Origin of the sequence: Martinezella calliandrae (assembly GCF_030272695.1) — a bacterium.
Classification (GTDB): domain Bacteria; phylum Pseudomonadota; class Alphaproteobacteria; order Rhizobiales; family Rhizobiaceae; genus Rhizobium; species Rhizobium calliandrae.
Genome location: NZ_JARFYN010000043.1, coordinates 1 through 23330 on the forward strand (window position 1 = coordinate 1; position 23330 = coordinate 23330).

General features: G+C 60.1%; 20 protein-coding genes, 1 other RNA gene and 1 pseudogene. 8 read left to right on the forward strand and 14 right to left on the reverse strand.

The features are described from left to right. Positions 1–227 precede the first annotated feature (227 nt). The 3 genes from rcdA to PY650_RS25935 all read right to left on the reverse strand — a co-directional run bounded on the left by rcdA (position 228) and on the right by PY650_RS25935 (position 2607). Entirely contained in the window at positions 228–743 is a 516-nt protein-coding gene (gene rcdA / locus PY650_RS25925; RefSeq protein ID WP_285882458.1) for a protease adaptor protein RcdA, read from the reverse strand. Positions 744–1111: 368 nt separating this feature from the next. After that, on the reverse strand, positions 1112–1303 hold the full coding sequence (locus tag PY650_RS25930) for a DUF1192 domain-containing protein (protein WP_120705328.1): 192 nt from the start codon (positions 1301–1303) through the stop codon (positions 1112–1114). A gap of 38 nt (positions 1304–1341) precedes the next feature. Next, complete coding sequence (locus PY650_RS25935; RefSeq protein WP_285882459.1) at positions 1342–2607, reverse strand: MFS transporter; 1266 nt, start codon at positions 2605–2607, stop codon at positions 1342–1344. A gap of 154 nt (positions 2608–2761) precedes the next feature. Here PY650_RS25935 and PY650_RS25940 point away from each other — a divergent pair, with 154 nt between their 5' ends. Next, a complete protein-coding gene (locus PY650_RS25940) occupies positions 2762–2995 on the forward strand; it encodes a hypothetical protein (RefSeq protein ID WP_285882512.1) in 234 nt (77 codons plus the stop codon). Positions 2996–3040: 45 nt separating this feature from the next. Here the strand turns inward: PY650_RS25940 and PY650_RS25945 are convergent, their stop codons facing one another. The 7 genes from PY650_RS25945 to tkt all read right to left on the reverse strand — a co-directional run bounded on the left by PY650_RS25945 (position 3041) and on the right by tkt (position 12223). Beyond that, entirely contained in the window at positions 3041–3958 is a 918-nt protein-coding gene (locus PY650_RS25945) for a PhzF family phenazine biosynthesis protein (RefSeq protein ID WP_285882460.1), read from the reverse strand. Between the two features lie 232 nt (positions 3959–4190). Beyond that, complete coding sequence (locus tag PY650_RS25950) at positions 4191–5213, reverse strand: class I fructose-bisphosphate aldolase (protein WP_285882461.1); 1023 nt, start codon at positions 5211–5213, stop codon at positions 4191–4193. 213 nt (positions 5214–5426) lie between these two features. After that, positions 5427–6629 carry a phosphoglycerate kinase gene (locus PY650_RS25955; protein WP_285882462.1) on the reverse strand — a complete coding sequence of 401 codons (1203 nt, stop codon included), beginning with the start codon at positions 6627–6629 and terminating at the stop codon, positions 5427–5429. A gap of 71 nt (positions 6630–6700) precedes the next feature. Next, a complete protein-coding gene (locus PY650_RS25960; RefSeq protein ID WP_285882463.1) occupies positions 6701–8551 on the reverse strand; it encodes a potassium/proton antiporter in 1851 nt (616 codons plus the stop codon). 378 nt (positions 8552–8929) lie between these two features. Then, positions 8930–9097, reverse strand: a complete 168-nt coding sequence (locus PY650_RS25965) for a hypothetical protein (RefSeq protein WP_285882464.1) — start codon at positions 9095–9097, stop codon at positions 8930–8932. Positions 9098–9166: 69 nt separating this feature from the next. Next, positions 9167–10177 carry a type I glyceraldehyde-3-phosphate dehydrogenase gene (gene gap, locus PY650_RS25970; protein WP_285882465.1) on the reverse strand — a complete coding sequence of 337 codons (1011 nt, stop codon included), beginning with the start codon at positions 10175–10177 and terminating at the stop codon, positions 9167–9169. A gap of 63 nt (positions 10178–10240) precedes the next feature. Further along, on the reverse strand, positions 10241–12223 hold the full coding sequence (tkt, locus tag PY650_RS25975; protein WP_285882466.1) for a transketolase: 1983 nt from the start codon (positions 12221–12223) through the stop codon (positions 10241–10243). A gap of 400 nt (positions 12224–12623) precedes the next feature. Between tkt and PY650_RS25980 the strand changes: the two genes are divergently transcribed. The 3 genes from PY650_RS25980 to ssrS all read left to right on the forward strand — a co-directional run bounded on the left by PY650_RS25980 (position 12624) and on the right by ssrS (position 13557). Further along, entirely contained in the window at positions 12624–12899 is a 276-nt protein-coding gene (locus tag PY650_RS25980) for a DUF4164 domain-containing protein (protein ID WP_283055775.1), read from the forward strand. 49 nt (positions 12900–12948) lie between these two features. Beyond that, a complete protein-coding gene (locus tag PY650_RS25985) occupies positions 12949–13326 on the forward strand; it encodes a cell division protein ZapA (RefSeq protein ID WP_285882467.1) in 378 nt (125 codons plus the stop codon). Positions 13327–13398: 72 nt separating this feature from the next. After that, positions 13399–13557: non-coding RNA, 6S RNA (ssrS, locus tag PY650_RS25990), on the forward strand. 74 nt (positions 13558–13631) lie between these two features. Here the strand turns inward: ssrS and PY650_RS25995 are convergent. After that, positions 13632–15428, reverse strand: coding sequence for a chloride channel protein (locus PY650_RS25995; RefSeq protein ID WP_285882468.1), 1797 nt, complete (start codon positions 15426–15428; stop codon positions 13632–13634). A 138-nt stretch (positions 15429–15566) separates the two neighbouring features. On the opposite strand from PY650_RS25995, the gene PY650_RS26000 reads away from it, so the two are divergent. Further along, the gene (locus PY650_RS26000) at positions 15567–16004 is read left to right on the forward strand and encodes a MarR family winged helix-turn-helix transcriptional regulator (protein ID WP_432761584.1); all 438 of its coding nucleotides are present in this window, start codon (positions 15567–15569) and stop codon (positions 16002–16004) included. A 40-nt stretch (positions 16005–16044) separates the two neighbouring features. Here PY650_RS26000 and PY650_RS26005 read toward each other — a convergent pair whose 3' ends face one another. Both PY650_RS26005 and PY650_RS26010 read right to left on the reverse strand, forming a co-directional pair. Then, complete coding sequence (locus PY650_RS26005) at positions 16045–16761, reverse strand: SDR family oxidoreductase (protein WP_285882469.1); 717 nt, start codon at positions 16759–16761, stop codon at positions 16045–16047. Positions 16762–16829: 68 nt separating this feature from the next. Continuing rightward, positions 16830–17648 (reverse strand): SDR family NAD(P)-dependent oxidoreductase, encoded by an 819-nt coding sequence (locus PY650_RS26010; RefSeq protein WP_285882470.1) that lies wholly within the window; start codon positions 17646–17648, stop codon positions 16830–16832. 101 nt (positions 17649–17749) lie between these two features. Between PY650_RS26010 and PY650_RS26015 the strand changes: the two genes are divergently transcribed. Continuing rightward, entirely contained in the window at positions 17750–18613 is an 864-nt protein-coding gene (locus PY650_RS26015) for a helix-turn-helix transcriptional regulator (RefSeq protein WP_285882471.1), read from the forward strand. Positions 18614–18643: 30 nt separating this feature from the next. Here PY650_RS26015 and PY650_RS26020 read toward each other — a convergent pair. Next, positions 18644–18772 (reverse strand): annotated as a pseudogene (locus tag PY650_RS26020) (transcriptional regulator); the annotation flags it as partial. 546 nt (positions 18773–19318) lie between these two features. Between PY650_RS26020 and mprF the strand changes: the two are divergent. Together mprF and PY650_RS26030 are read left to right on the forward strand one after the other, a co-directional pair. Further along, positions 19319–21928 (forward strand): bifunctional lysylphosphatidylglycerol flippase/synthetase MprF, encoded by a 2610-nt coding sequence (mprF, locus tag PY650_RS26025; RefSeq protein ID WP_285882472.1) that lies wholly within the window; start codon positions 19319–19321, stop codon positions 21926–21928. Continuing rightward, positions 21925–23322 carry a virulence factor gene (locus PY650_RS26030; RefSeq protein WP_285882473.1) on the forward strand — a complete coding sequence of 466 codons (1398 nt, stop codon included), beginning with the start codon at positions 21925–21927 and terminating at the stop codon, positions 23320–23322. The genes mprF and PY650_RS26030 overlap by 4 nt, the downstream gene beginning before the upstream one ends. The last annotated feature ends 8 nt before the right edge of the window (positions 23323–23330 follow it).

Sequence of the window (23330 nt, forward strand, 5' to 3'; positions counted from 1 at the left end):
ACTCACTTAACCTCAATCTCTCGAACCGCCCGGTGCGGACCCGCATGCCGGGTGGTGTGGCAGGGGCGCGATCAAATACGATCGCCCCCTATGCCGATTCTTGATGCAAGGCGTTCTGCCGAGTGGCAGTTCCTCATGCCAATCATCGGTATCATCTCACACCAAACAAAATAAAACCGGCCGTGCAGACACGGCCGGTTTTATTGTCAGCTATAAGCTATCGAAGCTCAGCTATTCCCAAACGCCGTCTGCAGCAGGGTAAGCTGCGCCTTGACGCTGTTCTGGTTATCCGGGACGATCGGCGCTTCGGCCGGGCGATAGATTTCCCGGTCGAGCAGGGCAACGCGGTTCTGAAGACGCAGCGACCGTTCGACGAGGTCACGAAAGGCTTCGGGCAGGTCGCTCCAGCCGGGCGCTGTGCGGTCGACGTTGAAGCCGTCGAGGCGGACTTTGTTCTTTTCGGCCAATACCTGATCGCGCGACATTTCGCCGTTGTTGACGGCTCGCTGCAGCAGCAGCCACGAAGCCATCTGCATGAGGCGGGTGGTCAGACGCATGGATTCGGCGGCATACAGCACGGAGGCCATGCGCGGCAGAACCTTGGAAGCTGCCCGACCCTGACCATCGAGATAAGCAGCGGTTTCCTCCACCAGCGACATGCCTTCGGAATACAGCGTCTTGAACTGTGCCGACGAAGCTGCATGGCCACCAAAGCTGATCGTGTTCAACCCAAGTTCCGACATCGAAGAAATCCCTGCCTAACGCAACACTTTTGTTCAGGAAAAGCCGGTCAAGTCCAGAAGAACTCTCGGCGCCCGTTCTTATGACTTCAAGATGGTGGTTTTAACTGAAATTCGCAAGGCGATTCTTAAGAAAGGGTTAATCTCCACAGTTTCGTCGCAAGCGTCGTGCCGAGGCGAAAAAGAAGAGCCGCAAAAGCGGCTCTCAAGGTAAAACAGGGAGAAAAATCAGACCAATTCGCCAAGTGGAGGAACTGTCTGAGTCCAGAGCGAATCTGGATGGTCACAGTAATATGTCGTAAAGCTTAATATTCCGTTGAGCATGCCCCAATCTGTACTACGATCAAACAAATCTAGCGCTGATGGCAGGCTCAGGAGCGGAACAGGTTTTCGGCAGCCTTGCGGCCGGATGCCTTAGTAGCGACCTCAGCTTCAAGTCGCGCGATCTCTGCTTGCATCAAGGCGATGCGCGCCTTGAGTTCATCGACGGAAAGCAGTGACAAGTCGCTGCCGATCTCATGGGCGGACGGCTTCTTGGGTCGGTCGTCGTCGAAAATGCTCATTTCGTCTCCTCCTTGTCGCTCTTTCGCGCTCAAGTGCCCTAATTTACCGTCGTATCTTCCTTTTTAGAAGCGTCGCTGCGCGCCATGGACAGGCTTTCCGGCGTGATCATCTGCGCATTTGCCGACGGCATCGTCGTATAAGCTTCGCGGTCGCCCGCGGGCTTGGCGGCGCGCTGGCGGCTGCGGAAGATCGCATAGCTCGTGATTAGCACATGGGCGACTGCGGTGACGAAGAACAACGCATAGGGGCCGACGGAGGTCATAACCGGACCCCCGAGCGTCGGACCTATGATTGTGCCGATACCATAGAGCAGCAGCAGGCCACCGGAGACTTTGACGAAATCCTGAGGCGCTGCGAAGTCGTTGGCGTGGGCGACGGCAATCGGATAGAGCGTATTGGCGACTGCGCCATAGATGACGACCATGCTGATCAGGAAATATGGATGGGCAGGCTGCAACAAAAAAAGCAGCAGGCCGTCGATGGCAGCGATGGCGGCCATGCCCGCCAGCACATAGCGGCGGTCGATGCGGTCAGAAAGGCGGCCGGCCGGCAACTGCATCACGGCGCCGGCGAAAATGGTCGTACTCATCATGAGCGCGATATTACTGTCCGAGAGGCCGGCATTGGCGCCGAAGACCGCGCCGAGCGTGCCATAGGCGCCGTTAGCGATTCCGACCAGGAGGATGCCGATGGAGGCGACCGGCGAATTGCGATAGAGCGCCTTCAGGTCCAGGCTGACGGCCTTCAGCGGCTGCGGCGAAGCGGCGGTCGACAGCGTCGTCGGCAACATGGCGATGCAATAGCAGATGCCACACCACATGAAGAGAATGGGGGTGTGGATGTCGGCGAAGGGGACCATCATTTGGCCCGCGACGGCGCCGATCAGTGTGATGCCGATATAGAGCGAGAAGATCGCACCACGGCTTTCGTTCGTTGCACGCTCGTTGAGCCAGCTTTCGATGATCATCGAGGTGCCGGCGGTGCAGAAGCCGGTGACGGCGCGCAGCAACACCCACCAGACGGGGTTGACGATGATGCCGGTCAGAAGCGCGATGACGGCGATGACGGAGATGAAGCCGGAAAAAGCGCGGACATGGCCGATGCGCCGGACCAGTTTCGGCGCTGTCAGGCAGCCGAGCACGAAGCCTGTCGCCCAGGTTGTGCCGAGCAGGCCGAGCGTCGTCGTGGCATAACCCTCGGCTGTGCCACGCACCGGTAGAAGCAGACTGTGCAGGCCATTGCCGGTGAAGAGGAAGAGCGTACCGAAAAGCAGGGCGAGGACGGGCAGGATATTTCTTTTCATGTTCCCCACTTTCATTCGGCTCGGCTTAAGGAACCGATAGGGCAGGAACGAGTCCTGCCAGTTTTCGCTATTGATTGTGCCCCGGATTGCCGTTATCGGCCTGTAGAAACAGTCTGTTGGCGCGGAAAAATGTCCGTCCTATGACGATTAGAGCATGATCGCGAAAACCGCGCAGTGGTTTTTGTGTGAGGCCATGCTCACACTTGCGCAAACGGAGAAAAATACCGTGACAAAAGTGATCGCGGTGCTGCTGTTGCTCGCCATGGCGGTACAAATCATCAAGCCGCTCGGACTGCCCGGCCTGAAAAGGCGTGCTGATTTTTGGAAGATCGCCGTCATTGCCTTCGCAGTCTGGACGATTGCGCTGATCATCAACGAGACGATTTAAGGCATTGGCCCGGATCGAGGCTTTCGCGCGATCGCGCGTGGCGTCTTAAAGCAGGATCTCGCCGCGCATGACCTGGATGCTGTTACCCGACAGCAAGACTTCCTTTACCGTGTCGGAAGATTTCATGACAGCGACGCCGATGACGCTGCGTCTTCCCATCTCCACGCCTTGCTCGATGGTGATTTCCACCTTCGCATCCGGCGCCGGCAACAGAGAGGTCAGATAGGCGCCGAGTGCGGCGGAGGCGCTGCCGGTTGCAGGGTCTTCTGTCACGTTGTCGAGGGGCGCAAACATGCGGGCGCGGATGTGCCACGGATTTTCAGCGGAGCGCACATAGACAAAGAGCGAGAAGCCGGTCTTGTCTTCCTTGTGCCGCGCAGCCGCTTCGGCAAAGACTGCCGCATTCGGCCACGCTTTTCCGAGCGTTTCGAGGCTGTCCAGTTCGGCGAAGGCGAAGGGCAAGCCGACGGATGCAAAGGTCGGGGCATGCGTCTTTGTGCGGATCGATTGCGGAGCGATCTGTACGCAGTCGGCAACTAACTCGGGCGCAATCGCTTCGCCGATCGTGAGCTTTCCCGGTGCACGTATGCTCGCGCCTTTGATGTCACCGCCCTTGCGTAGCAGGGTCACCTCAACCAGCCCCGCATCCTCTTCGAAGATCAGCCTGTCGCCTGCGAGTTTTCCGAAGATCTCCCTCTGTTGTCCGAGCACGAAAGCCGTGCCGACATTGGGGTGACCGGCAAAGGGGATTTCGGCCGTTGGCGTGAAGATGCGGACGCGCGCGGTATGAGCTGGGTTTTCCGGCGGCAGCACGAAGGTTGTTTCCGAATAACCGAACTCGGTTGCGATCTTCTGCATGGCGTCGCTGCTCAGGCCGCGGGCATCGGCGATCACGGCCAGCGGATTGACGACGAAGCGTTCTGATGTGAAGACGTCGGCGGTGACATAAGCGACGATGTTCATGGCGGATTCCAGAGTCTTGATAGAACTGCCAGGATTTAGCCGCTGCTCGGGCGAGCCTGAAAGCGGGAACTTGTGCCGGTGACAACTTCCTCGTTGTTCTTTCCGGCGCCGTCCGCTCACCCTAGCGGGAGAGGGGACGACCGCGGTAAGTGGCGTCTAACACGTGACAAAAGCAAAAAGCCCTGATCGCATTGCGATCAGGGCCTTCATCCTTTGGAGATATCACCTCAGATCAAGCTGCCTTTTCGCTATCCTTGGTCCACCTTCCCTTGGCGGCGAGGTAGTTCATCTCGGCGCGATGGGCGAAGGCGCGCTGACCGGCGGCGACGTTTTCCGCCTTGCCACCCCATGCCTTCAGCGAGGCGTCCTGCAGGGCGCGACCGTAGGAGAAGGTAACATGCCAGGGGAGGTCATAGCCGTTGATGGCGGAGAGATGCGCGGTTGCTTCCTCCGGCGTCTGGCCGCCCGAGAGGAAGGCGATGCCCGGAACGGCGGAAGGAACGGTTTCCTTCAATACCCTGACTGTGGCCTCGGCGACCTGCGCGACCGATGCCTTGCGGAGCTTCTTGCCGTCGATGACCATGCTCGGCTTCAGCACCATGCCTTCAAGATTGATGCGCGCTTCGGCGAGCTCCTGGAATACGATCTGCAGCGTCCAGCGCGTCACTTCTTCGCTGCGGGCGAGATCGTGCGTGCCGGGTTCGCCATCCATCAGCACTTCGGGTTCAACGATCGGCACGATCTTCGCCTGCTGGCAAAGCGCGGCATAGCGGGCCAGCGCATGGGCATTGGCCTTGATCGGGCCATGGGTCGGCAGCTTGTCGGAAACGGCGATCACGCCGCGCCACTTCGCGAAGCGGGCGCCGGCGTCGTAATATTTCGCAAGGCGGTCAGCGAGGCCGTCAAGGCCCTCAGTGACGGTTTCGCCCGGGAAACCGGCCATCGGCTTGGCGCCGGTATCGACCTTGATGCCGGGAATGGCGCCGGCAGAGCGGATAATGTCGACCAGGGGCGTGCCGTCGGCAGCCTTCTGGAAAAGGGTTTCCTCAAAAAGGATAGTGCCGGAGATGCACTTCTTCATCGCGTCCTCCGAACGGAAGAGCATTTCGCGATAGTCGCGCCGGCTCTCTTCGGTGGAAACAAGACCAATCGTGTCGAAGCGCTTCTTAATCGTCGCGGTCGATTCGTCAGCCGCCAGCAGGCCCTTGCCATCGGCAACCATCTTTACGGCAATGTCTTCAAGTCGTTCGCTCATTTTTGCTCTCCAAGGCGATTTAGGTCACCGATAGGAAGATATAGGTCGGCGACACCAGAAGTGTACAAAGAGGGAAATGGCCGGCTAACTCATTGAAACGATTGAAATGATTGAAATGATTTGAACCGTTTGAAGGTTCGGACTGTCATTTTAGCATCCTGTGGAGAGCTGCGAAAGTCCAGGTATCGCAGCTCTCCCCATTGTGTCGTATGCCTATTTTCCGGCTTCGAGAACGGCGACGCCGGGCAGGACTTTACCTTCCATCCATTCGAGGAAGGCGCCGCCGGCTGTCGAGACATAGGTGAATTCGTCGGCCACGCCGGCATGATTGAGTGCCGAGACGGTGTCGCCGCCGCCGGCAACCGAGGTCAGTTTGCCGGCCTTGGTGCATTCGGCGGCATATTTGGCAGCCGCCACAGTGGCGGCGTCGAAGGGCGTGATTTCAAAGGCGCCGAGCGGTCCATTCCAGACCAGCGTCGTTGCGCGGCCGATCCATGCCTTGACGGCTTCGACCGATTTCGGGCCGACGTCCAGGACCATGGCGTCAGCCGGAATCGAGTCGATCGAAACGACCTCATTGTCAGCACCGGCCTTGAATTCGCGGGCGATAACGCCGTCTTGCGGAAGCACGATGGCGCAGCCCGAAGTGGCGGCTTCGATCATGATCTGCTTGGCGGTATCGGCCAGATCATGCTCGCACAGCGACTTGCCGACATTGGTGCCACGGGCGGCGAGAAAGGTGTTGGCCATGCCGCCGCCGATCACCAGCGCGTCGACCTTCTTCACCAGGTTCATCAGCAGGTCGATCTTGGTCGAGACCTTGGCGCCACCCACGATGGCGACGACCGGGCGAGCCGGGTTGCCGAGGCCTTTCTCCAGCGCCTCAAGCTCGGCCTGCATGGTGCGGCCGGCATAAGCGGGGAGGTGCTTGGCTAGGCCTTCGGTGGAAGCGTGAGCGCGGTGGGCAGCGGAGAAGGCGTCGTTGACATAGATGTCGCCGAGATCGGCCATCGCCCTGGTGAAGGCTGCATCGTTCTTCTCCTCTTCCTTATGGAAGCGGGTGTTTTCGAGTAGCAGGATATCGCCGTTGTTCATCTTGGCGATAGCGTCGGCGGCCGGTGCATGAATGCAGTCGGAGGCGAAGAGAACGGCGTGATCGAGCACTTCTTCGATCGCCGGGACGATGAGGGAGAGCGACAGATCCGGCGATGGGCCATCTTTCGGGCGGCCGAAATGGGCGAGTAGGATGACCTTGGCGCCCTTGCCGGACAATTCGAGTATCGTCGGCGCCACGCGCTCGATACGGGTCGTGTCGGTAACCTTACCGTCCTTGACCGGCACATTGAGGTCCACGCGCACGAGCACGCGCTTGCCGGTGATGTCGGTGAGATCGTCGAGGGTCTTGAAGGTTGCCATGGGTGGATCCAATATGGTTGGTGCCGCGAAGTGCGCCGACCATACTACGGATGATACGAGACGCAAGGCGGTCAGGCGTCGTTTTTGCCGGTATTTGAATCGGTTGAAACGACCTCTTCGGCGTGCTCGCGGCGCTTGCGCAGAAAGCCGCGGATACCATTCAAAATGTCGTGGAGATTGATGAAGATCGGCAGGATCGTTGCCGGTTCGAGCACTTCCAGCGACATGCCGACGGATTGGATGTGGTCGTTTTCATCGAGATCGCGGACGATCAAGATGATCTCGCCGAGACGTACACGGTCGGCATACTCGGCCCTGCCTCCAAGGCGATGACGCATCAACTCGGCAATTGTCAGACCCTTCTCCGCCTCGCTCAGAAGCCCTGGCCCATAAGCCGCATCGAGATCGGCGGCGGGGCGCAGCGGCGAGATCGAGAAGGCGCCAAAGAAATCGGCGTCATCCGGATCGACCGGCGCGCGGCTGGCGAACAGTCGGTCGAGCAGCCGTGAATAGCTCGGAACGATGAAGAGATAGACGAGATCATTTTCGCGCAGGCGGCCGGCATATTGATAACGCATCGACTTGCCATCGCGCACGACGAGCGACGGCATCGCCCAGCGGGGGATGCGCTCGCCGCGCAAGACCGGGCTATCCTTGGCGACGCGATAGGAAAGCAGTTCATGGTTGACCGCGCCCGGGAGGTCGACCTCGACCTTATCGACCGCGCCCATACGCGGAGGGACGATGAGGCCGAGCCGACGCGCCATCGGCTTGATAGTCCAGCCCTGGACGAGAAGCGACACCAGCACGACGATGAAGGCGACATTGAAATAGGTCTTGCTGCTCTGGAGATTGCCGAGGATCGGCATGATGGAGAGCAGGATGGAGACCGCGCCACGCAAGCCGACCCAGGCGACGAAACCGGTCTCCCGCTGCGTGTAATCGAAAGGCAGCAGGCAGAGCCAGACGGCGATCGGCCGGGCGATGAAGATCAAGAATAGTGCCAGCGCCACGGCAGGAATGGCGATCGCCGGAAACTGCGACGGGGTTGCGAGCAGGCCGAGGACGAGGAACATGATGATCTGCGCCAGCCACGTCATGCCGTCCTGAAAGCGCTTGATGCTAGCTGCGGCGGGCATTTTGCGATTGCCGGCGTAGATGCCGGCAACATAGACGGCGAGGAAGCCGCTGCCGCCGGCGGCGCCGGTGAAGGAGAAGACAAGGAGGGCGAGCGCCAGAACGAAGATCGGCGTCAGGCCGCGATCGGTCTCAAGATGGCTGACAATCAGCACGATCATCATGCCGCCAAGCAGGCCGAAGATGACACCAAGGCCCATTTGCTGGAGGAATGCGGCGAGCATGACGAGATTGAGACCGTGATAGCCTTCGCCGCTTGCCAGCAGTTCGACCAGCGCCAGCGTCAGGAAGATCGCCATCGGATCATTGGTGCCGGATTCGACTTCCAGCGTCGAACGCACCTTGTCGCGGATGTTGATCCCGCCGATGCGCAGCAGGAAGAAGACGGCGGCCGCATCCGTCGATGCGACGATTGAGCCGAGGAGCAGACCCTGTAGCCAGGTAAAACCGAGGAGCCAGACGGCGGCGAGGCCGAAGAGCGCTGCCGTGACAAGAACGCCGGTGGACGCGAGCGCCAAAGCCGGTGCGGCCGCCAGTTTGAAGGCCTGGATCGGCGTCCCGTATCCGGAATCGAAAAGGATAATCGCGAGGGCGAGGGAGCCGAGAATATAGGCAACATAGTTGTTGCTGAATTGGATGCCGAGCCCGTCCGTACCGGCCATCAACCCGATCATGAGAAAGAGCAGCAGGAGCGGTGCGCCGAAGCGGAAAGCGAGCAAGCTCGAGAAAGCCGCCATCAAAATCAGGAGGGTGCAAACCAGCACGACGACATAAAAAGCCTCCACTGCTTCTTCCCCTTTCCCGCGTATCCTCGCCCGGATCGAAAGCCCGGATCCTTCGCAAATTCCCCTTGCCATTCACTATGCTGCCGCGCGCTTTAATTTAGTAAATAGAAATATTGCTCAGAGAGGGCGTTGCGATCGATGCCCGCTCCGACGAATGCGACTTCATAGTGTGATGCGTTCGCCAGAACGGCGAAACGGCCCCTGAAAGCCCTGGGAGAATTCCTATAAGAAATCTATTTGTGAATCTGGACGATAGCAGGGCAGGAAGGGGAAAGATTTTGGCGGAGCGGCGGAATAATTCGGGCGGTGCGCTGTTGTCAGTTCGAGCCGGAGGAACGCGACTGTCCCTTGCCGCCAGAAAGCGAAGTAAGACGCCGGTCATCGTTGGTTTCGATCGACCAGGGGGCGCCGGATCCAGTTGGCGGCGCAGTCGATGCGATAGAAGGCGCCGTTGCCGTCGCGGTCAGTGATGACCAAGCCAGTGATGACCAAGCCACTGGCGCGAATGGCCGCGCCCGTGGCAATTTCGAAGGGAGCGATCGTCAAATGCTCCAGCCCGTCTCCTTCCATGGACGCCAGCGAACCGTCGTCGGAAGGAGTGGGCAGAAGTCGTGATCAGATCAGCTTGGCAAACGCGACGGCCGTGTCGGCCATACGGTTCGAGAAGCCCCATTCGTTGTCGTACCAGGTGAGGATGCGCACGAAGGTGCCTTCCAGGACCTTGGTCTGGTCGAGAGCGAAGATCGACGAATGGCTGTCGTGGTTGAAGTCGCGGGAAACCAGCGGCTCGTCGGTGTAGCCGAGAATGCCCTTCAGGGCGCCGTTGGAGGCCGCCTTGATCGCATCGTTGATCTCCTGGGCGGTCGTTGCGCGCTTGGCGACGAACTTCAGGTCGACGACCGAAACGTTCGGGGTCGGTACGCGAACGGACGAACCGTCGAGCTTGCCCTTGAGTTCCGGCAGCACGAGGCCGACAGCCTTGGCGGCGCCCGTCGAGGTCGGGATCATCGAGAGAGCGGCAGCGCGGGCTCGATACAGATCCTTATGCATCTGGTCGAGCGACGGCTGGTCGTTGGTGTAGGAGTGGATTGTGGTCATGAAGCCGTGGTCGACGCCGACCAGATCGTTCAGCACCTTGACGACCGGAACCAGGCAGTTCGTCGTGCAGGATGCGTTGGAGATGACCAGGTGATCCTTGGTCAGCTTGTCGTGGTTGACGCCGTAGACGACGGTCAGGTCGGCGCCATCGGCAGGAGCCGACACCATGACGCGCTTTGCGCCGGCGGTCAGGTGTGCGGCAGCCTTGTCGCGAGCGGTGAAGATGCCGGTGCATTCCATGGCGATGTCAACGCCGAGGTCGCGGTGCGGTAGGGTTGCCGGATCCTTGATGGCGGTGACCTTGATCGGCTTGCCGCCGTTGACGATGAGGCTGTCACCGTCGATCTTCACTTCGGCCGGGAAACGGCCGTGGATCGAGTCGTAACGCAGCAGGTGGGCATTGGTCTCGACCGGGCCGAGGTCGTTGATGGCGACGACTTCGATGTCGGTGCGGCCGGATTCGACGACCGCGCGCAGAACGTTGCGGCCGATGCGACCAAAGCCATTGATGGCAACTTTTACAGTCATGGTGTTCACTCCCTTTCAGTCAGGGTCATTATCTATTGGATTTGAGAGCGCTTGTCAGCGCCCTCAGGAAAGCTTTGCCTCAGCGGCGGCGACAACGGCGTCAGCCGTAATGCCAAAGTGCTTGTAGACGTCCTTGTACGGAGCAGAAGCGCCGAAGCCCTTCATGCCGATAAAGGCGCCTTCCGGTCCGATGAAGGCATCCCAGCCTTCGCGAACAGCAGCTTCGACGGCGATCTTGACCGGGGAGTTGCCGATGACTTCCTTGCGATAGGCTTCCGGCTGCTCGAAGAAGAGTTCGGTGCAGGGAACGGAGACAACGCGGGTGGAAATACCCTTGCCTTCCAGCGCAGCGCGAGCGGCGACGGCGATTTCGACTTCGGAACCCGAAGCGAAGATCGTCACCTTGGCGTCGGCATTGCCGGCGAGCGTGTAGGCGCCCTGTTCGCAGAGGTTCTTCTCGCTGTATTCGGTGCGCACGGCAGTTAGGTTCTGGCGGGTCAGCGCGAGGCCGGACGGACGATTGTGCGTCTTGACCGCGATCTGCCAGCATTCCGCAGTTTCCGTGGCGTCGGCCGGACGGAACAACTGGAAGTTCGGAATGGCGCGCAGGCCCGCGATCTGCTCGACCGGCTGGTGGGTCGGGCCGTCTTCGCCGACGCCGATCGAGTCATGCGTCAGAACGTGGATGGAGCGGATACCCATCAATGCAGCGAGACGGAGCGGCGGACGGCAATAATCCGTGAAGATCAGAAAGCCGCCGGAATAGGGGATCAGGCCACCGTGCAGCGCAATGCCGTTCATGGCCGAGGCCATACCATGCTCGCGAATGCCATAATGGAGGTAACGGCCGGAGAAATCGGTCGGGGTGATCGACTTCATCTGGCTGGTCTTGGTGTTGTTCGACGGCGTCAGGTCCGCAGAGCCGCCGACGATTTCCGGCACGAAGCCATTGATGACCTCAAGCGCGTCTTCCGAAGCCTTGCGGGTTGCGACCGTCGGCTTGGTTTCGGCGAGCTTCTTCTTAAGGTCGCTGATGGCGGTATCAAAGCCGGCCGGCAGCTCGCCGGAGAAGCGACGATTGAACTCCGCCTTCTTGGCGGGCTCGGCAGCGGCGAGGCGGCCTTCCCACTCGGTGCGGGTGGAAACCGAGCGCTCACCGGCCGCACGCCATTCGCCGAGGATGTCGTTCGGGATAACGAAAGGCTCGTAGGGCCAGTTCAGGGCGACGCGGGTCGCGGCGATTTCGTCGGCGCCGAGCGGCGAGCCGTGAACCTTGTGGGTGCCCTGCTTGTTCGGAGCGCCAAAGCCAATAATGGTCTTGCAGGCGATCAGGGTCGGGCGATCAGATTTCTGAGCGGCTTCGATTGCATCGCCGATTGCGGCCTGATCGTGGCCGTCGACTTCGATCGTGTTCCAGTGAACGGCCTTAAAGCGGGCGATCTGGTCAGTCGAATCCGAGAGCGAGATGGCGCCGTCGATGGTGATCGAGTTGTTGTCCCAGAAGAGGATCAGCTTGTTGAGCTTGAGGTGGCCTGCAAGGGCAATCGCTTCGTGGCTGATGCCTTCCATCAGGCAGCCGTCGCCGCACATGACGTAAGTATAGTGATCCATCAGATCAGCGCCGAATTCTTCACGCAGCTTGCGCTCGGCGATCGCCATGCCGACCGAGTTGGCGATGCCCTGACCAAGCGGGCCGGTGGTGGTTTCGATACCCGTGGCATGACCATATTCCGGATGGCCGGCGGTCTTGGAGCCTAGCTGGCGGAAGTGCGCAAGGTCATCGGCCGTCATGTCGGGATAGCCGGTCAAGTACAGCACCGAATAGAGAAGCATGGAGCCATGGCCGGCCGACAGCACGAAGCGGTCGCGGTTCGGCCAATGGGGATTCTTCGGGTCGAAGCGCAGATATTTGCTAAAGAGAACAGTGGCGACATCCGCCATCCCCATCGGCAGACCGGGGTGACCGGAATTGGCCTTCTCGACAGCATCCATGGCAAGGAAACGGATCGCATTTGCCATCCGGTCGTGTTGTTCGCGAGAGATCATGGGTTTTTCCGCAATGTTCCGGGTTCGGGGGATGGCCACACGCATGGGAGGCAGGACCACCGGTTGAAAGGCGGCCGAAACGGAGAAGTCCTTATAACTCCGTTTTAGCGTTGCCTTAGGCGGCTGAGACATAGCAGTTGGGGCGAGCAAGTCAACAAATCCGCGGGCCGATCAAGGGGTGGTGCGGCAATTTTTCGACATTTGCCTGCTGACTTTTACAAAAGACGACAATGGCAATGCAAAGCCCGCATAAGCCGCAAAGGCGGCCTTCATCCACAGATTAGGTCCCCTGCCGCATGACGGCCTTTATTGACGTGCAGTTGCCGAGTTGAATATTGTTGCGAAATCAGACAAGTGGCCGGATGTTTTGATTCGGGCCTTGCGCGGGGAATCGAAAGGCATGACACCTTCAGGCAAAACGGTGGATGTGGCGCTCGCTCAGTTGCGCCAGGCGCTTTCGACTTTGGAGAGTGCAGTCGACGGGCGGTTCGAACGTGAACGCGCGCAAAGCGATGTCGAAGGCGAAGTTCGCCGGGTGCATGCCGATCGCTCGCGGCTCGCCCAGGAGCTCGATCAGGCCGAGTTTCGTGCAAACCGGCTCGAAGAAGTCAATCGCGAAGTGTCGCGCCGGCTTGTGACGGCGATGGAAACCATAAGAGCCGTGCTCGACCGCTGACCCCCTGGGAACCAGCCGTCGCGATCAGCGGCAATGATCGGAAAGTCGAATGGCGCAGGTAACGGTAACGATCGACGGCAAAGCCTATCGCATGGCCTGCGAAGAGGGGCAGGAAGCCCATCTGACGGATCTCGCCACCCGCTTTGATCGCTATGTCGCGCATCTAAAGGGTCAGTTCGGCGAAATCGGCGATCTGCGCGTCACCGTCATGGCCGGCATCATGATCATGGACGAGGTGGCGGAGCTGACGCGTCGTGTCGCTGGATTGGAAGCCGAACTCGACGCCTTGCGTAGCAACCATGACACCGTGGCTGCGGCCAACGCCCGCAGCGAAGAGACGCTGGCGACCGTCATCGACGAAGTGACGATGCGTATACGCGGTATTACCGAGAAGCTGACCGTTCGCCCGAGCGGCGAGCCGAACTGAGGTTTTGTTTTATTTCTCGGACTAGACTTGGCACCCTCTGGTGCTGATTGAAAATCCCCTTTATATAGAGGCCGCGGTCTGCGCTTCCCGACAGGAACCACAATCCCTGGGGCCATACTCGATCCAAAGGGAGCTGTCCCTGACCAGGCTCGTGGGCCTGGACACACGGTGCCCACCTACGTTTGTAGGCGCCCAGGATCGTAAACATCCATCGGTCGTCGTGGATCGCTCTTCCTTTCTCGACCGTGAAAAGAAAGGCAGCGTCGCGGGATTCTTATTGCCCCGCTGACGCCGTTCCTCCTCCCTTAACGTTTTGCGCCCAGATATGCGCCACGCTCGAATTCCGAGCGGTTGGCGGCGCTGCGCAGTCGCAGTAGATCCTTGCGGGCGATAAGGCCGACAAGAACGCCTGTTCGCTCATCAACAACGGGGATACGGCCAGTATCGGCCTGGATCATGATATCGGCGACGCGGCCGACCGTATCTTCCGGATGGGCAAGCGGAATGGAGGTGTCCGAGGCCAAATCATAGACCGTCTGACCGGCGAGATCGGGCTCATTCTGCCAGCGCAGGGCGTCCGCTCGCGAGATCATGCCGACCAAACGGCCGTCGGTCTCGATAACGGGATAGTAGCGACGGGCATCCGGCCGCTCGGTCAATTGCGCCAACGCCTCTATGGCCGGCATGGCGGCGGGCAGAGTGTTCACATTCGCGATCATGATATCGGCCGCGCGCGTCAATTCGAACGGATCGATGCCGTATTCGCGGGTGATGTGCTGGCCGCGGCGCGCGATCTTTTCCGTCAGAATCGAGCGCTTCAACAGCAACACCGTGACCGCGTAGGCTGCCACGGTAGCCGCAAGCAGCGGCACCAGTGCATGCATATCGCCCGTGAGTTCGATTGCGAAGAAGGTGCCGGTCAGCGGCGCGCGCATCGTGCCACCCATCATCGCGGCCATGCCGAGCAGCGCCCAGAAGCCGGGATCTCCGGGCAGAGCGAGGCCGATAAGCCAGCCGAGCGTGCCGCCGAGGATGAGAAGCGGCGCGAGCACGCCGCCCGACGTTCCCGACGACAATGCAACCAGCCAGATGCCGGCCTTGACCAGGAGAATGGCGAGCACGGCAGCTGCGACGATATGGTTGTTCAGCAGGTCGGCAATGATTTCGTAGCCGACGCCAAGCGCGCGTGGCTCGATCAATCCGCCGAGACCGACAACGAGGCCGCCGAGGGCGGGCCACCACATCCAATGAATTGGAAGTTTCTCGAAGGCGTCTTCGATGCGGTAGAGCAATGTCGTCAAGAGGCCGGATTGCAAGCCGGACACGATGCCGAGGCCGGCGGCCAGCAGGATGCTCCACCCGCTCAGCGGCATGTCGAAATTCGCCGGGAAGAGCGGCCCGCTGCCGATCAGGAACGGTCGCCAGGTGATGGAGACGCAGGATGCGATCACGACCGGAATGAAGCTGCGTGGCTTCCATTCGAACAGCAGCAGTTCGACGGCCAGCATGACGGCGGCGATGGGCGAGCCGAAGATCGCAGTCATGCCGGCGGCCGCACCTGCGACCAAGAGGGTTTTGCGCTCGGCGGCGCTCAAATGGAAGAATTGTGCGAACAGCGAGCCGATGGCGCCGCCGGTCATGATGATCGGCCCTTCCGCGCCGAACGGGCCGCCAGTGCCGATCGAGATGGCGGAAGAGAGCGGCTTCAGGACTGCCACCTTCGGCGACATGCGGCTGCCGCCGATCAGGATCGCTTCGATTGCTTCCGGAATGCCGTGGCCGCGGATCTTTTCCGAACCGTACCGTGCCATGAGGCCGATCACCATGCCGCCGATGACGGGAGCCGCGACCATCCAGGGCGAGCGGGCAACGGTGCCCAACGACAGGGGTTCGACGCTGATCTTGAACATCCAGACGGCGTTGGTAACCAGCACGATGAGGTTGATCAGCACCCAGGCAGACAGGGCGCCGCCGGTGCCTACGACCAGGGCCATAGCCGCAAGCACCAGAACGCGCTTGTCCGTGGTAAAATCGCCGTTGTCTTTCCGTGAAGCGCCACCCGAGAAATCATGGGCGTGCCGATGTGCGTTGATATCCTTCATGGAATGCTTTCTGTGCTAAAGCGCGGGGCAAGTGGCCGGGATTGCGTTGCACTGGCAATTATATCGTAATGCGATATAAATCAACGGCCGAAACGATGAAAACAACGAAAACAAAATGTATTCATGAGGACGATGAGAGTGGCGCGAGATTTGGATAAAACGCTATCGCAGACGGACTACGAGGCTCTGGCGACACTGCGCTATACGCTCCGGAAATTCATGGATTTCAGCACCTCTGCCGCCCAACATGAGGGATTACCACCGCAGCAGCATCAAGCGCTGCTAGCGATCAAGGGCAACCCGCAAGGCGAGGCGATGACCATCGGCATGCTGGCGGAACGCCTGCTGATCGCGCCGCATACCGCAACCGAGCTGGCCGGCCGTCTGATTGACGCCGGCTATGTCTCCCGCCATCCCGATCCGGCCGACAAACGCCGGCAAACGCTGCGGCTGACAAAAAAATCCGAGGATATTCTGCGCCGGCTCAGCGCGATCCACCTCCGGGAGATCCGCGACATGGCGCCGGAGTTGATCCACATCCTGACGCATCTGCAGGCTGACGTCGGGGGCAAGTGAGGGCCATCGCCGGGTCTGACCGGCCATGGCGCGCTGCGCATTATTGGCCGAGCCGAATGCCGCCGTCACAGATCAGCGTATGGCCGCTGGTAAAGCCGTTGCCGACCAAGAAGGCAATTGTCTCAGCAATCTCTTCCGGGCGTCCGACCCGTCCGACAGGGGTGCGGGCGGCGAAGCTAGCAAAGGCCGGCGCCTTCTGTTCCTCGCCGAGGAAATCCCACCAGGGCGTATCGACGACGCCGGGCGAAACGCAGTTCACTCGGATCGGCTTGAGTTCAACGGCAAGGATTGGCGCAAGGGCTGCTATAGCGGCGTTGACGGCTCCAAGCCCCGCTGTTCCCGGCAAGGCAGCCTGTGCCGAAACGGCGGAGACGAATGTGATGCTGCCGTCCTTCGAGAGATAGGGAAGGCAAGCCTGGGCGCAGGCAAAATGCGCCATCGTCTTCTGCTCGAAGCCTTTCTTGACATCGGCCAGATCGACCGTAGCGAAGGGGCCGCCGCCATTGCCGCCGCCCAGTGCCAGAACGAGATGATCGAACGGCCCGATCGCCTGGAAGGTGTTAGGAAGGCCGGTGAGGTCGGCGGCGTCCATGGCGATCGTGGCGACTTCGCCGGCGAGGCTTTGTGCCGCCGCCTTCAGCTTGGCCGCATCGCGACCTGTGATCGTTACCCGATATCCTTTTTCGAGGAGGTGAGCGGCACTCGCAAGGCCGATGCCGGATGAGCCGCCAATGATGACGACGTGTTGGGGTGACATGTTTTGTCTCCTTGTTGGATGAATAATGATGGGATTGGAAGATTGAAGAGGGGCGTTTCGGCCGGCGTTCAGGCGAGACCGGTGAGGTCTTGGCTGAGGACGCGCAGCCGATCGCGCGCAGCCGCGTCATAGGCTTGGGCATTGGCGCGGGAAGGGCGCTGCCCATCGTAATAGAGGCCGGTCTGTCCTTCGAGCTTGGCGCTTACAGCCAGATTGAGAATGGCGTCGGCGCCCTGGTCGACGGTGCTCATGGGTGCCACGCCTGCCTGGTGCACCATGGTGGTGTCCATGTAGGTTGCAGGGTGCAGGCAGTTGACGGTAACGCCGGATCCCACCAGTTCCTCGGCGAGATCGAACGTGAACATGATCTGCGCCAGCTTGCTCTGACAATAGGCGCGTACGCCGCTATAGCCATGGGTCAGCATGACATCGGAGAAATCGATCGGCTGCTGACCAATCGAGGAAACGTTCACGATGCGGGCGGGGTTGCTCGCCTTCAACAGTGGCAGCAAGCGGCGGGTGAGCAGGAATCCGGCAAGATAATTCACCGCAAAGCGCAGTTCATGCCCATCGCGGCTGACCTGGCGGCCGGCACCGCGGCCGCTGGTGCCGATGCCGGCATTGTTGATCAAGATCTCGAGGCGACCATGATCGCGCTCGATCGCGTCGGCCAGGGTACGGACCTCGTCCAGTGATGAGAAATCGGCGGGGTAAAAGGTCGCTTTCCCACCCGCACCATGGATGCTGGAAAGCAGGCTCTCGGCGCGCGCTTTGTCACGCCCATGCACCAGCACCGTCGCGCCCGATCCGGCGAGCCTTTCGGCAACCCGTCGGCCGACGCCATCGGTCGAGCCGGTGATCAGGATCGTCTTGTCGCTCATGTCCATCGCAATCGCCTCCAGTTCGTCTCTGCCGTGATATTTGGCAGTTTGCGAAAGCGACAAACAGTTCCAGCTTTATCCTAGTATTGATCCTGCTATGATAGGCCATGACGATCAATCAAAATCAAACCATTCTCGAAGCAAGGCGCCGAGAGTTCGGCGCCTTCCTACGGTCTCGCCGTGAGAAGTTGACGCCCGTAAGCGTAGGTCTGCCAGAAGGATTTCGCCGGCGGACGCCGGGATTGCGACGCGAGGAGGTGGCACTTCTCGCCGGCGTTGGGGCCACCTGGTACACTTGGCTCGAGCAGGGGCGGGATGTGCGTGCTTCGGCGGAGGTGCTGTCGGCGCTGGCTGACGCGTTGCGGCTCGATCCCGCCGAGCGACGGCATCTCTTCATCTTGAGCGATCGGCCATCGACGGAAATTCCGTCGCGCGGGCCGGAAGAAGTGCCGGAATCGCTGCGGCGGATGCTTGCGAGCCTCACCGGCCAACCCGCCTATGTCCTCGGCCGGCGCTGGGATGTACTTGCCTGGAACTCAGCGGCGGTGGCTCTTTTCGGCGACTACGGCTTGTTGCAGGGCGACGCGCGCAACACCGTCCATCGGGTGTTCACCGATCTCGCTCATCGTGAACTATTGGTCGATTGGGAGATCGTGGCTACGAATTCGCTCGCAATGTTCCGCGCCGATAGCGCCCGTTATGCCGGCGATCCCGACTTCGAGCGGCTGATCGAGACATTGACGCAGGCAAGCCCGGAATTTCGCGCCTGGTGGCCGAGACAGGAAGTGCTGCGGCCGCTCGCCGGCTACAAGCGATTGCGCCATCCCCAAGGCGGGCTGATGACGTTCGAATATACCGCGCTCGCCGTCATCGACCGGCCGGATATGAAGCTGGTCGTCTATACGCCCCTTGAGGAAGATGGAACCGGCGAGAAGCTGAAAGCGCTATTGAGCCAGAACGCGAAAAGCTAGTCGCGCGGCCATCGGACTACCCCTGTTACTTCAGCCTTCGAGATCGCTCTTCAGCCGGCCAAGGATCGACAAGGCATTGCCGGCATAGGCGCTGATCCAGCGGTCGTGAATCTGCTTGATCGGCAGGCTATTGAGATGGTTCCAGCACTCCCGGCCTTTTCATTGGGATGGCGGCACCGGCGAGGATGGCGCGCGATACAGGACGAAAGTGGAGATGACGTTTAAACGTTGACCGAGAAAGGGCGCGGCCTTTTTTCATGTCGTGGCGGGGCTGCGGCAATGGGGAAAGCGCACCTATTTTCGCCCGAAGAAGTCCATTGGGAACTGGTAGATATCGCCAATCGGGGAGCGGTCGAAGAACTCGAACCGCATTCGGGAACGGGAGGTTTGCTCGCTTGGGAAGATAAGATCGTCCGAAAGGTACATCCTGACGGAGAACTGCGTTGATGGCAGGCCACACTGTTCACTTTTCTGTGTGGATAAGCTCAAATTCGGGATGAATGACAAATTCCTTTAAATAATAACAGATTCATTGCTGGCGGAACGAGTCCTGCGCCAAAATTGCCCAAATTCAGAATGATGGGAGCGCTCGAGAAAAAGAGCCCGTCGTAAGAAGTGCTGGCGGTAACACAGAGATGCAAGATTCGCGTTACTGCACATCCGACTAAACGGGACCGGCGAAAGCCAATTCAAAACAGGTAGAGCATGTCGACTCCAATCGATCTGAAAAAAGCCGATGAGGACCTGGAGGCGCGCGGCGGCATAAGCGGGTTCCTGAACCGCAATCGCACGCTGATTGTCGCTATCCTCACGGTCGCGGTCTTTTGTATCGCCGCCTATGCGATCTTCGATCTGACGAACGAGGTGCGCTATGACGATGTCGTGCACGCGCTGGCGACGACGAAAATCTCGTCAATCCTGCTCGCCCTGTTTTTCACGGGTCTCAGCTTCTTCTCGCTGATCTTCTACGATCAGAACGCGCTGGAATATATCGGCAAGCGGGTGCCATTTCCGCATGTGGCGTTGACCTCCTTCAGCGCCTATGCGGTTGGCAATACAGCCGGTTTTGGTGCGCTCAGCGCCGGCGCCATACGCTATCGCGCCTATACCCGACTCGGCTTGTCACCGGACGACATTACCCGCGTTATCGCCTTCGTAACCCTTGCTTTCGGTCTTGGCCTCGCTGCCGTTGGCTCGATTGCGTTGATGATCATCGCCGACGAGATCGGGCCGCTGATCGAGGTCGACGGCCTATGGCTTCGTCTGGTCGCGGGCGCCATTCTCGCGGCGCTGGCAATCGTGATCGTCATCGGCCGCAACGGCCGCGAGGTCCGGATCGGACCCATCGCCATTCGCCTACCAGATTCGCTTACATGGTCGCGGCAATTCCTGGTGACCGCGCTCGACATCGCCGCCTCGGCGTCGGTGCTCTATGTGCTGCTGCCGGATTCGGCCATCGGCTGGCCGGGCTTCTTCGCCATCTACGCCATCGCCGTCGGCCTCGGCGTCCTCAGCCACGTGCCCGCCGGCTTCGGCGTTTTCGAGACGATCATCATCGCGTGGCTCGGCAGCTCGGTGAATGCCGACGCGGTTCTCGGTTCGCTGGTTCTTTACCGCGTCATCTATAACGTCATCCCGCTGGCGATCGCGATCCTGGCGATCTCGGTGGCGGAACTGCGTCGTTTCGTCGACCATCCGGTCGCCTCCAGCATGCGGCGGATCGGCGGCCGTCTGATGCCACAGTTGTTGTCGACCTTCGCGTTGCTGCTCGGCATGATGCTGGTGTTTTCAAGCGTGACGCCGACGCCGGACAGGAACCTCGAATTCCTCTCCGACTATCTGCCTCTGCCCCTCATCGAAGGGGCGCATTTTCTTTCCAGTCTTCTCGGCTTGGCGATGATCGTTGCTGCCCGTGGGCTCGGCCAACGTCTTGATGGCGCATGGTGGGTTTCGATTGTCTCGGCGGTATTCGCGTTGCTATTCTCGTTGTTAAAGGCCATCGCCGTCGTCGAAGCCGCGCTGCTCGGCTTCCACGTTTTCGGCCTTGTCGTCAGCCGCAGACTGTTCACTCGCCCGGCATCACTGATCAACCAAACCCTGACGGCGGGGTGGTTGACGGCAATCGCGGTCATTTGCATCGGCGCGGTCGTCATTCTGTTTTTTGTCTACCGCGACGTCGAATACAGCAACCAGCTCTGGTGGCAGTTCGAATTTACCGAGGAAGCGCCACGCGGGCTTCGCGCCGTGCTCGGCATTTCCATCGTCTCGTCGGCGATCGCGATCTTTAGCCTGCTGCGGCCGGCAACGGCGCGGCTGGAGCCGGTTTCCGACCATGCGGTGGAACGGGCCGTCGAAATCGTTCGCAAGCAAGGGGTTGCCGACGCCAATCTCGTGCGCATGGGCGATAAAAGCATCATGTTCTCCGAAAAGGGCGATGCCTTTATCATGTATGGCAAGCAGGGTCGTTCCTGGATTGCGCTCTTCGATCCGATTGGACCACGACAGGCGGTGCCGGATCTCGTTTGGCGGTTTGTCGAAGCTGCCCGCGCGGCCGGCTGTCGTTCCGTCTTCTACCAAATATCGCCTGCGCTTTTGTCCTATTGCGCCGATGCTGGTTTGCGTGCCTTCAAACTCGGCGAGCTGGCGGTCGTCAATCTCGCCAATTTCGACCTGAAGGGTGGGAAATGGGCCAATCTTCGCCAGACAGCGAGCCGCGCCGTGCGCGACGGACTAGAATTTGCCGTTATCGAACCCCATCTTGTGCCCGGCGTCATCGATCAGCTCGCTCAGGTTTCAGACTCATGGCTTGCCGATCACAACGCCAAGGAAAAGGGTTTTTCGCTGGGCGCCTTCGATCCCGATTATGTCGTTTCGCAGCCGGTTGGCGTGTTGAAAAAGGATGGCAAGATCGTTGCTTTCGCTAACATCCTGATGACGGAGACCAAGGAAGAGGGCTCCGTCGATCTGATGCGCTTCTCGCCTGACGCGCCGAAGGGATCGATGGATTTTCTATTCGTGCAGATCCTCGTGCATCTGAAAGAGCAGGGCTTCCAGCGCTTCAACCTTGGCATGGCGCCGTTGTCGGGCATGTCGAGACGGGAATCGGCGCCGGTTTGGGACAGGGTCGGCGGAACTGTCTTCGAACACGGCGAGCGGTACTACAACTTCAAAGGGCTTCGTGCCTTCAAATCTAAATTTCATCCCGAATGGCAGCCGCGTTATCTGGCTGTCTCGGGAGGTGTGAGTCCAATGATCGCGTTGATGGATGCCACATTCCTCATCGGGGGCGGACTTAAAGGGGTCGTGAGGAAATGATCTTGAAATACGCAGTGTCATTGGCGTCCGCATTCATATTGGCAACGGGGCTAATTGTATCCGGCGCGGCGAAAGCGGCCGAGGACGGTACCAAATACGATCTCGGCATGATTTCCCCGCCGCATATCATGCGTCCACAGGGCAAGGTGACGAGCGAGGTCGTTCTGATCTCGGACGCGGCCGGTTGGGGCGATAAGGAAAATGGCGTCGCCAACAAGCTCGTCGCCAAGGGCACCCTGGTTATCGGCATCGATTACCCGTCCTTTCTGGCCTCGCTCAACAAGTATGATGTCAGCCAGAACGACGGTTGCATCTACATGGTCTCGGACCTGGAGTCCCTAAGCCAGCAGGTGCAGCGTTCTTTCGCCGACAGTACCTATCAACTACCGATCATTGCCGGCGTCGGCGCCGGCGGCGCGATGGCGCTGACCATCGCTGCGCAAACGCCCGACGCCACCGTGGCCGGCACGCTTGCTATCGATCCGACCTTCGGCATCGCGCTGAAGCAGGAGCTTTGCACGCCGGCCGAAAAGAAGACCGATGGCGATATGGTGTCCTTCGGTCTACAGGACGGCGCGCTGCCGAACCCGATCGTTGCGACCTTCACTTCGAAAGCTCCCAAGGATGGACGCGATCACGTCGCGGAGATCCAGAAGGAGCATCCCGATGTCCAGGTTACCAATTCCGACACCGACGACACCTATGCCGCGCTAAGCGATGGGCTGGCGGAGATGATGAAGACGATCGATAGCGAAAAGTCGCCGCTTGGCCTGCCACTCGACGTCATGAGCACCAAGCCGACGCAAGATACGCTGGCGATCGTCTATTCCGGCGACGGCGGCTGGCGCGATATCGATAAGGAAGTCGGTAGCTTTCTGCAGGACCAGGGTATTCCCGTCGTCGGTGTCGACTCCCTGCACTACTTCTGGTCGGAGCGCGATCCACAGCAGACCGCCGACGATCTCGCTCGCATCATCCAGTACTATACCAAGCGCTTCAAGGTGAGGCACGTGGTGCTAATCGGCTATTCCTTCGGCGCCGATGTACTGCCGGCAAGCTATAACCGACTGAAGCAGCCGGACAAGGACAAGATCGTGCAGATGTCGCTGCTGTCGCTGTCGCGCAAGGTCGACTATGTGATCTCGGTCATGGGTTGGCTCGGCGCCAAAAGCGAAGGCAAGGGCGGCGATCCCATCAACGACCTCAAGTCGATCAACCCGAAGATGGTGCAATGCATCTACGGCAAGGATGATGACGAGGATGTCGCCTGCCCCGCGCTGAAAGACACCGGCGCCGAGGTCGTCGCCATGGATGGTGGTCACCATTTCGACGACGACTATGAAGCACTCGCCAATCATGTCATCAATGGGTTGAAGAGCCGGCTTGGCGAGTAATGTAGCGA

What these genes read in the sequence shown, in the direction of transcription:
- rcdA (WP_285882458.1), bottom strand. Translation starts at nt 743, where the DNA reads ATGTCGGAACTTGGGTTGAACACGATCAGCTTTGGTGGCCATGCAGCT.
- PY650_RS25950 (WP_285882461.1), bottom strand. Translation starts at nt 5,213, where the DNA reads ATGAGCGAACGACTTGAAGACATTGCCGTAAAGATGGTTGCCGATGGC.
- PY650_RS25985 (WP_285882467.1), top strand. Translation starts at nt 12,949, where the DNA reads ATGGCGCAGGTAACGGTAACGATCGACGGCAAAGCCTATCGCATGGCC.
- PY650_RS25980 (WP_283055775.1), top strand. Translation starts at nt 12,624, where the DNA reads ATGACACCTTCAGGCAAAACGGTGGATGTGGCGCTCGCTCAGTTGCGC.
- PY650_RS25945 (WP_285882460.1), bottom strand. Translation starts at nt 3,958, where the DNA reads ATGAACATCGTCGCTTATGTCACCGCCGACGTCTTCACATCAGAACGC.
- PY650_RS25995 (WP_285882468.1), bottom strand. Translation starts at nt 15,428, where the DNA reads ATGAAGGATATCAACGCACATCGGCACGCCCATGATTTCTCGGGTGGC.
- PY650_RS25955 (WP_285882462.1), bottom strand. Translation starts at nt 6,629, where the DNA reads ATGGCAACCTTCAAGACCCTCGACGATCTCACCGACATCACCGGCAAG.
- mprF (WP_285882472.1), top strand. Translation starts at nt 19,319, where the DNA reads ATGTCGACTCCAATCGATCTGAAAAAAGCCGATGAGGACCTGGAGGCG.
- PY650_RS25940 (WP_285882512.1), top strand. Translation starts at nt 2,762, where the DNA reads ATGATCGCGAAAACCGCGCAGTGGTTTTTGTGTGAGGCCATGCTCACA.
- PY650_RS25935 (WP_285882459.1), bottom strand. Translation starts at nt 2,607, where the DNA reads ATGAAAAGAAATATCCTGCCCGTCCTCGCCCTGCTTTTCGGTACGCTC.
- PY650_RS26015 (WP_285882471.1), top strand. Translation starts at nt 17,750, where the DNA reads ATGACGATCAATCAAAATCAAACCATTCTCGAAGCAAGGCGCCGAGAG.
- PY650_RS26030 (WP_285882473.1), top strand. Translation starts at nt 21,925, where the DNA reads ATGATCTTGAAATACGCAGTGTCATTGGCGTCCGCATTCATATTGGCA.
- PY650_RS26005 (WP_285882469.1), bottom strand. Translation starts at nt 16,761, where the DNA reads ATGTCACCCCAACACGTCGTCATCATTGGCGGCTCATCCGGCATCGGC.
- tkt (WP_285882466.1), bottom strand. Translation starts at nt 12,223, where the DNA reads ATGATCTCTCGCGAACAACACGACCGGATGGCAAATGCGATCCGTTTC.
- gap (WP_285882465.1), bottom strand. Translation starts at nt 10,177, where the DNA reads ATGACTGTAAAAGTTGCCATCAATGGCTTTGGTCGCATCGGCCGCAAC.
- PY650_RS25930 (WP_120705328.1), bottom strand. Translation starts at nt 1,303, where the DNA reads ATGAGCATTTTCGACGACGACCGACCCAAGAAGCCGTCCGCCCATGAG.
- PY650_RS26010 (WP_285882470.1), bottom strand. Translation starts at nt 17,648, where the DNA reads ATGGACATGAGCGACAAGACGATCCTGATCACCGGCTCGACCGATGGC.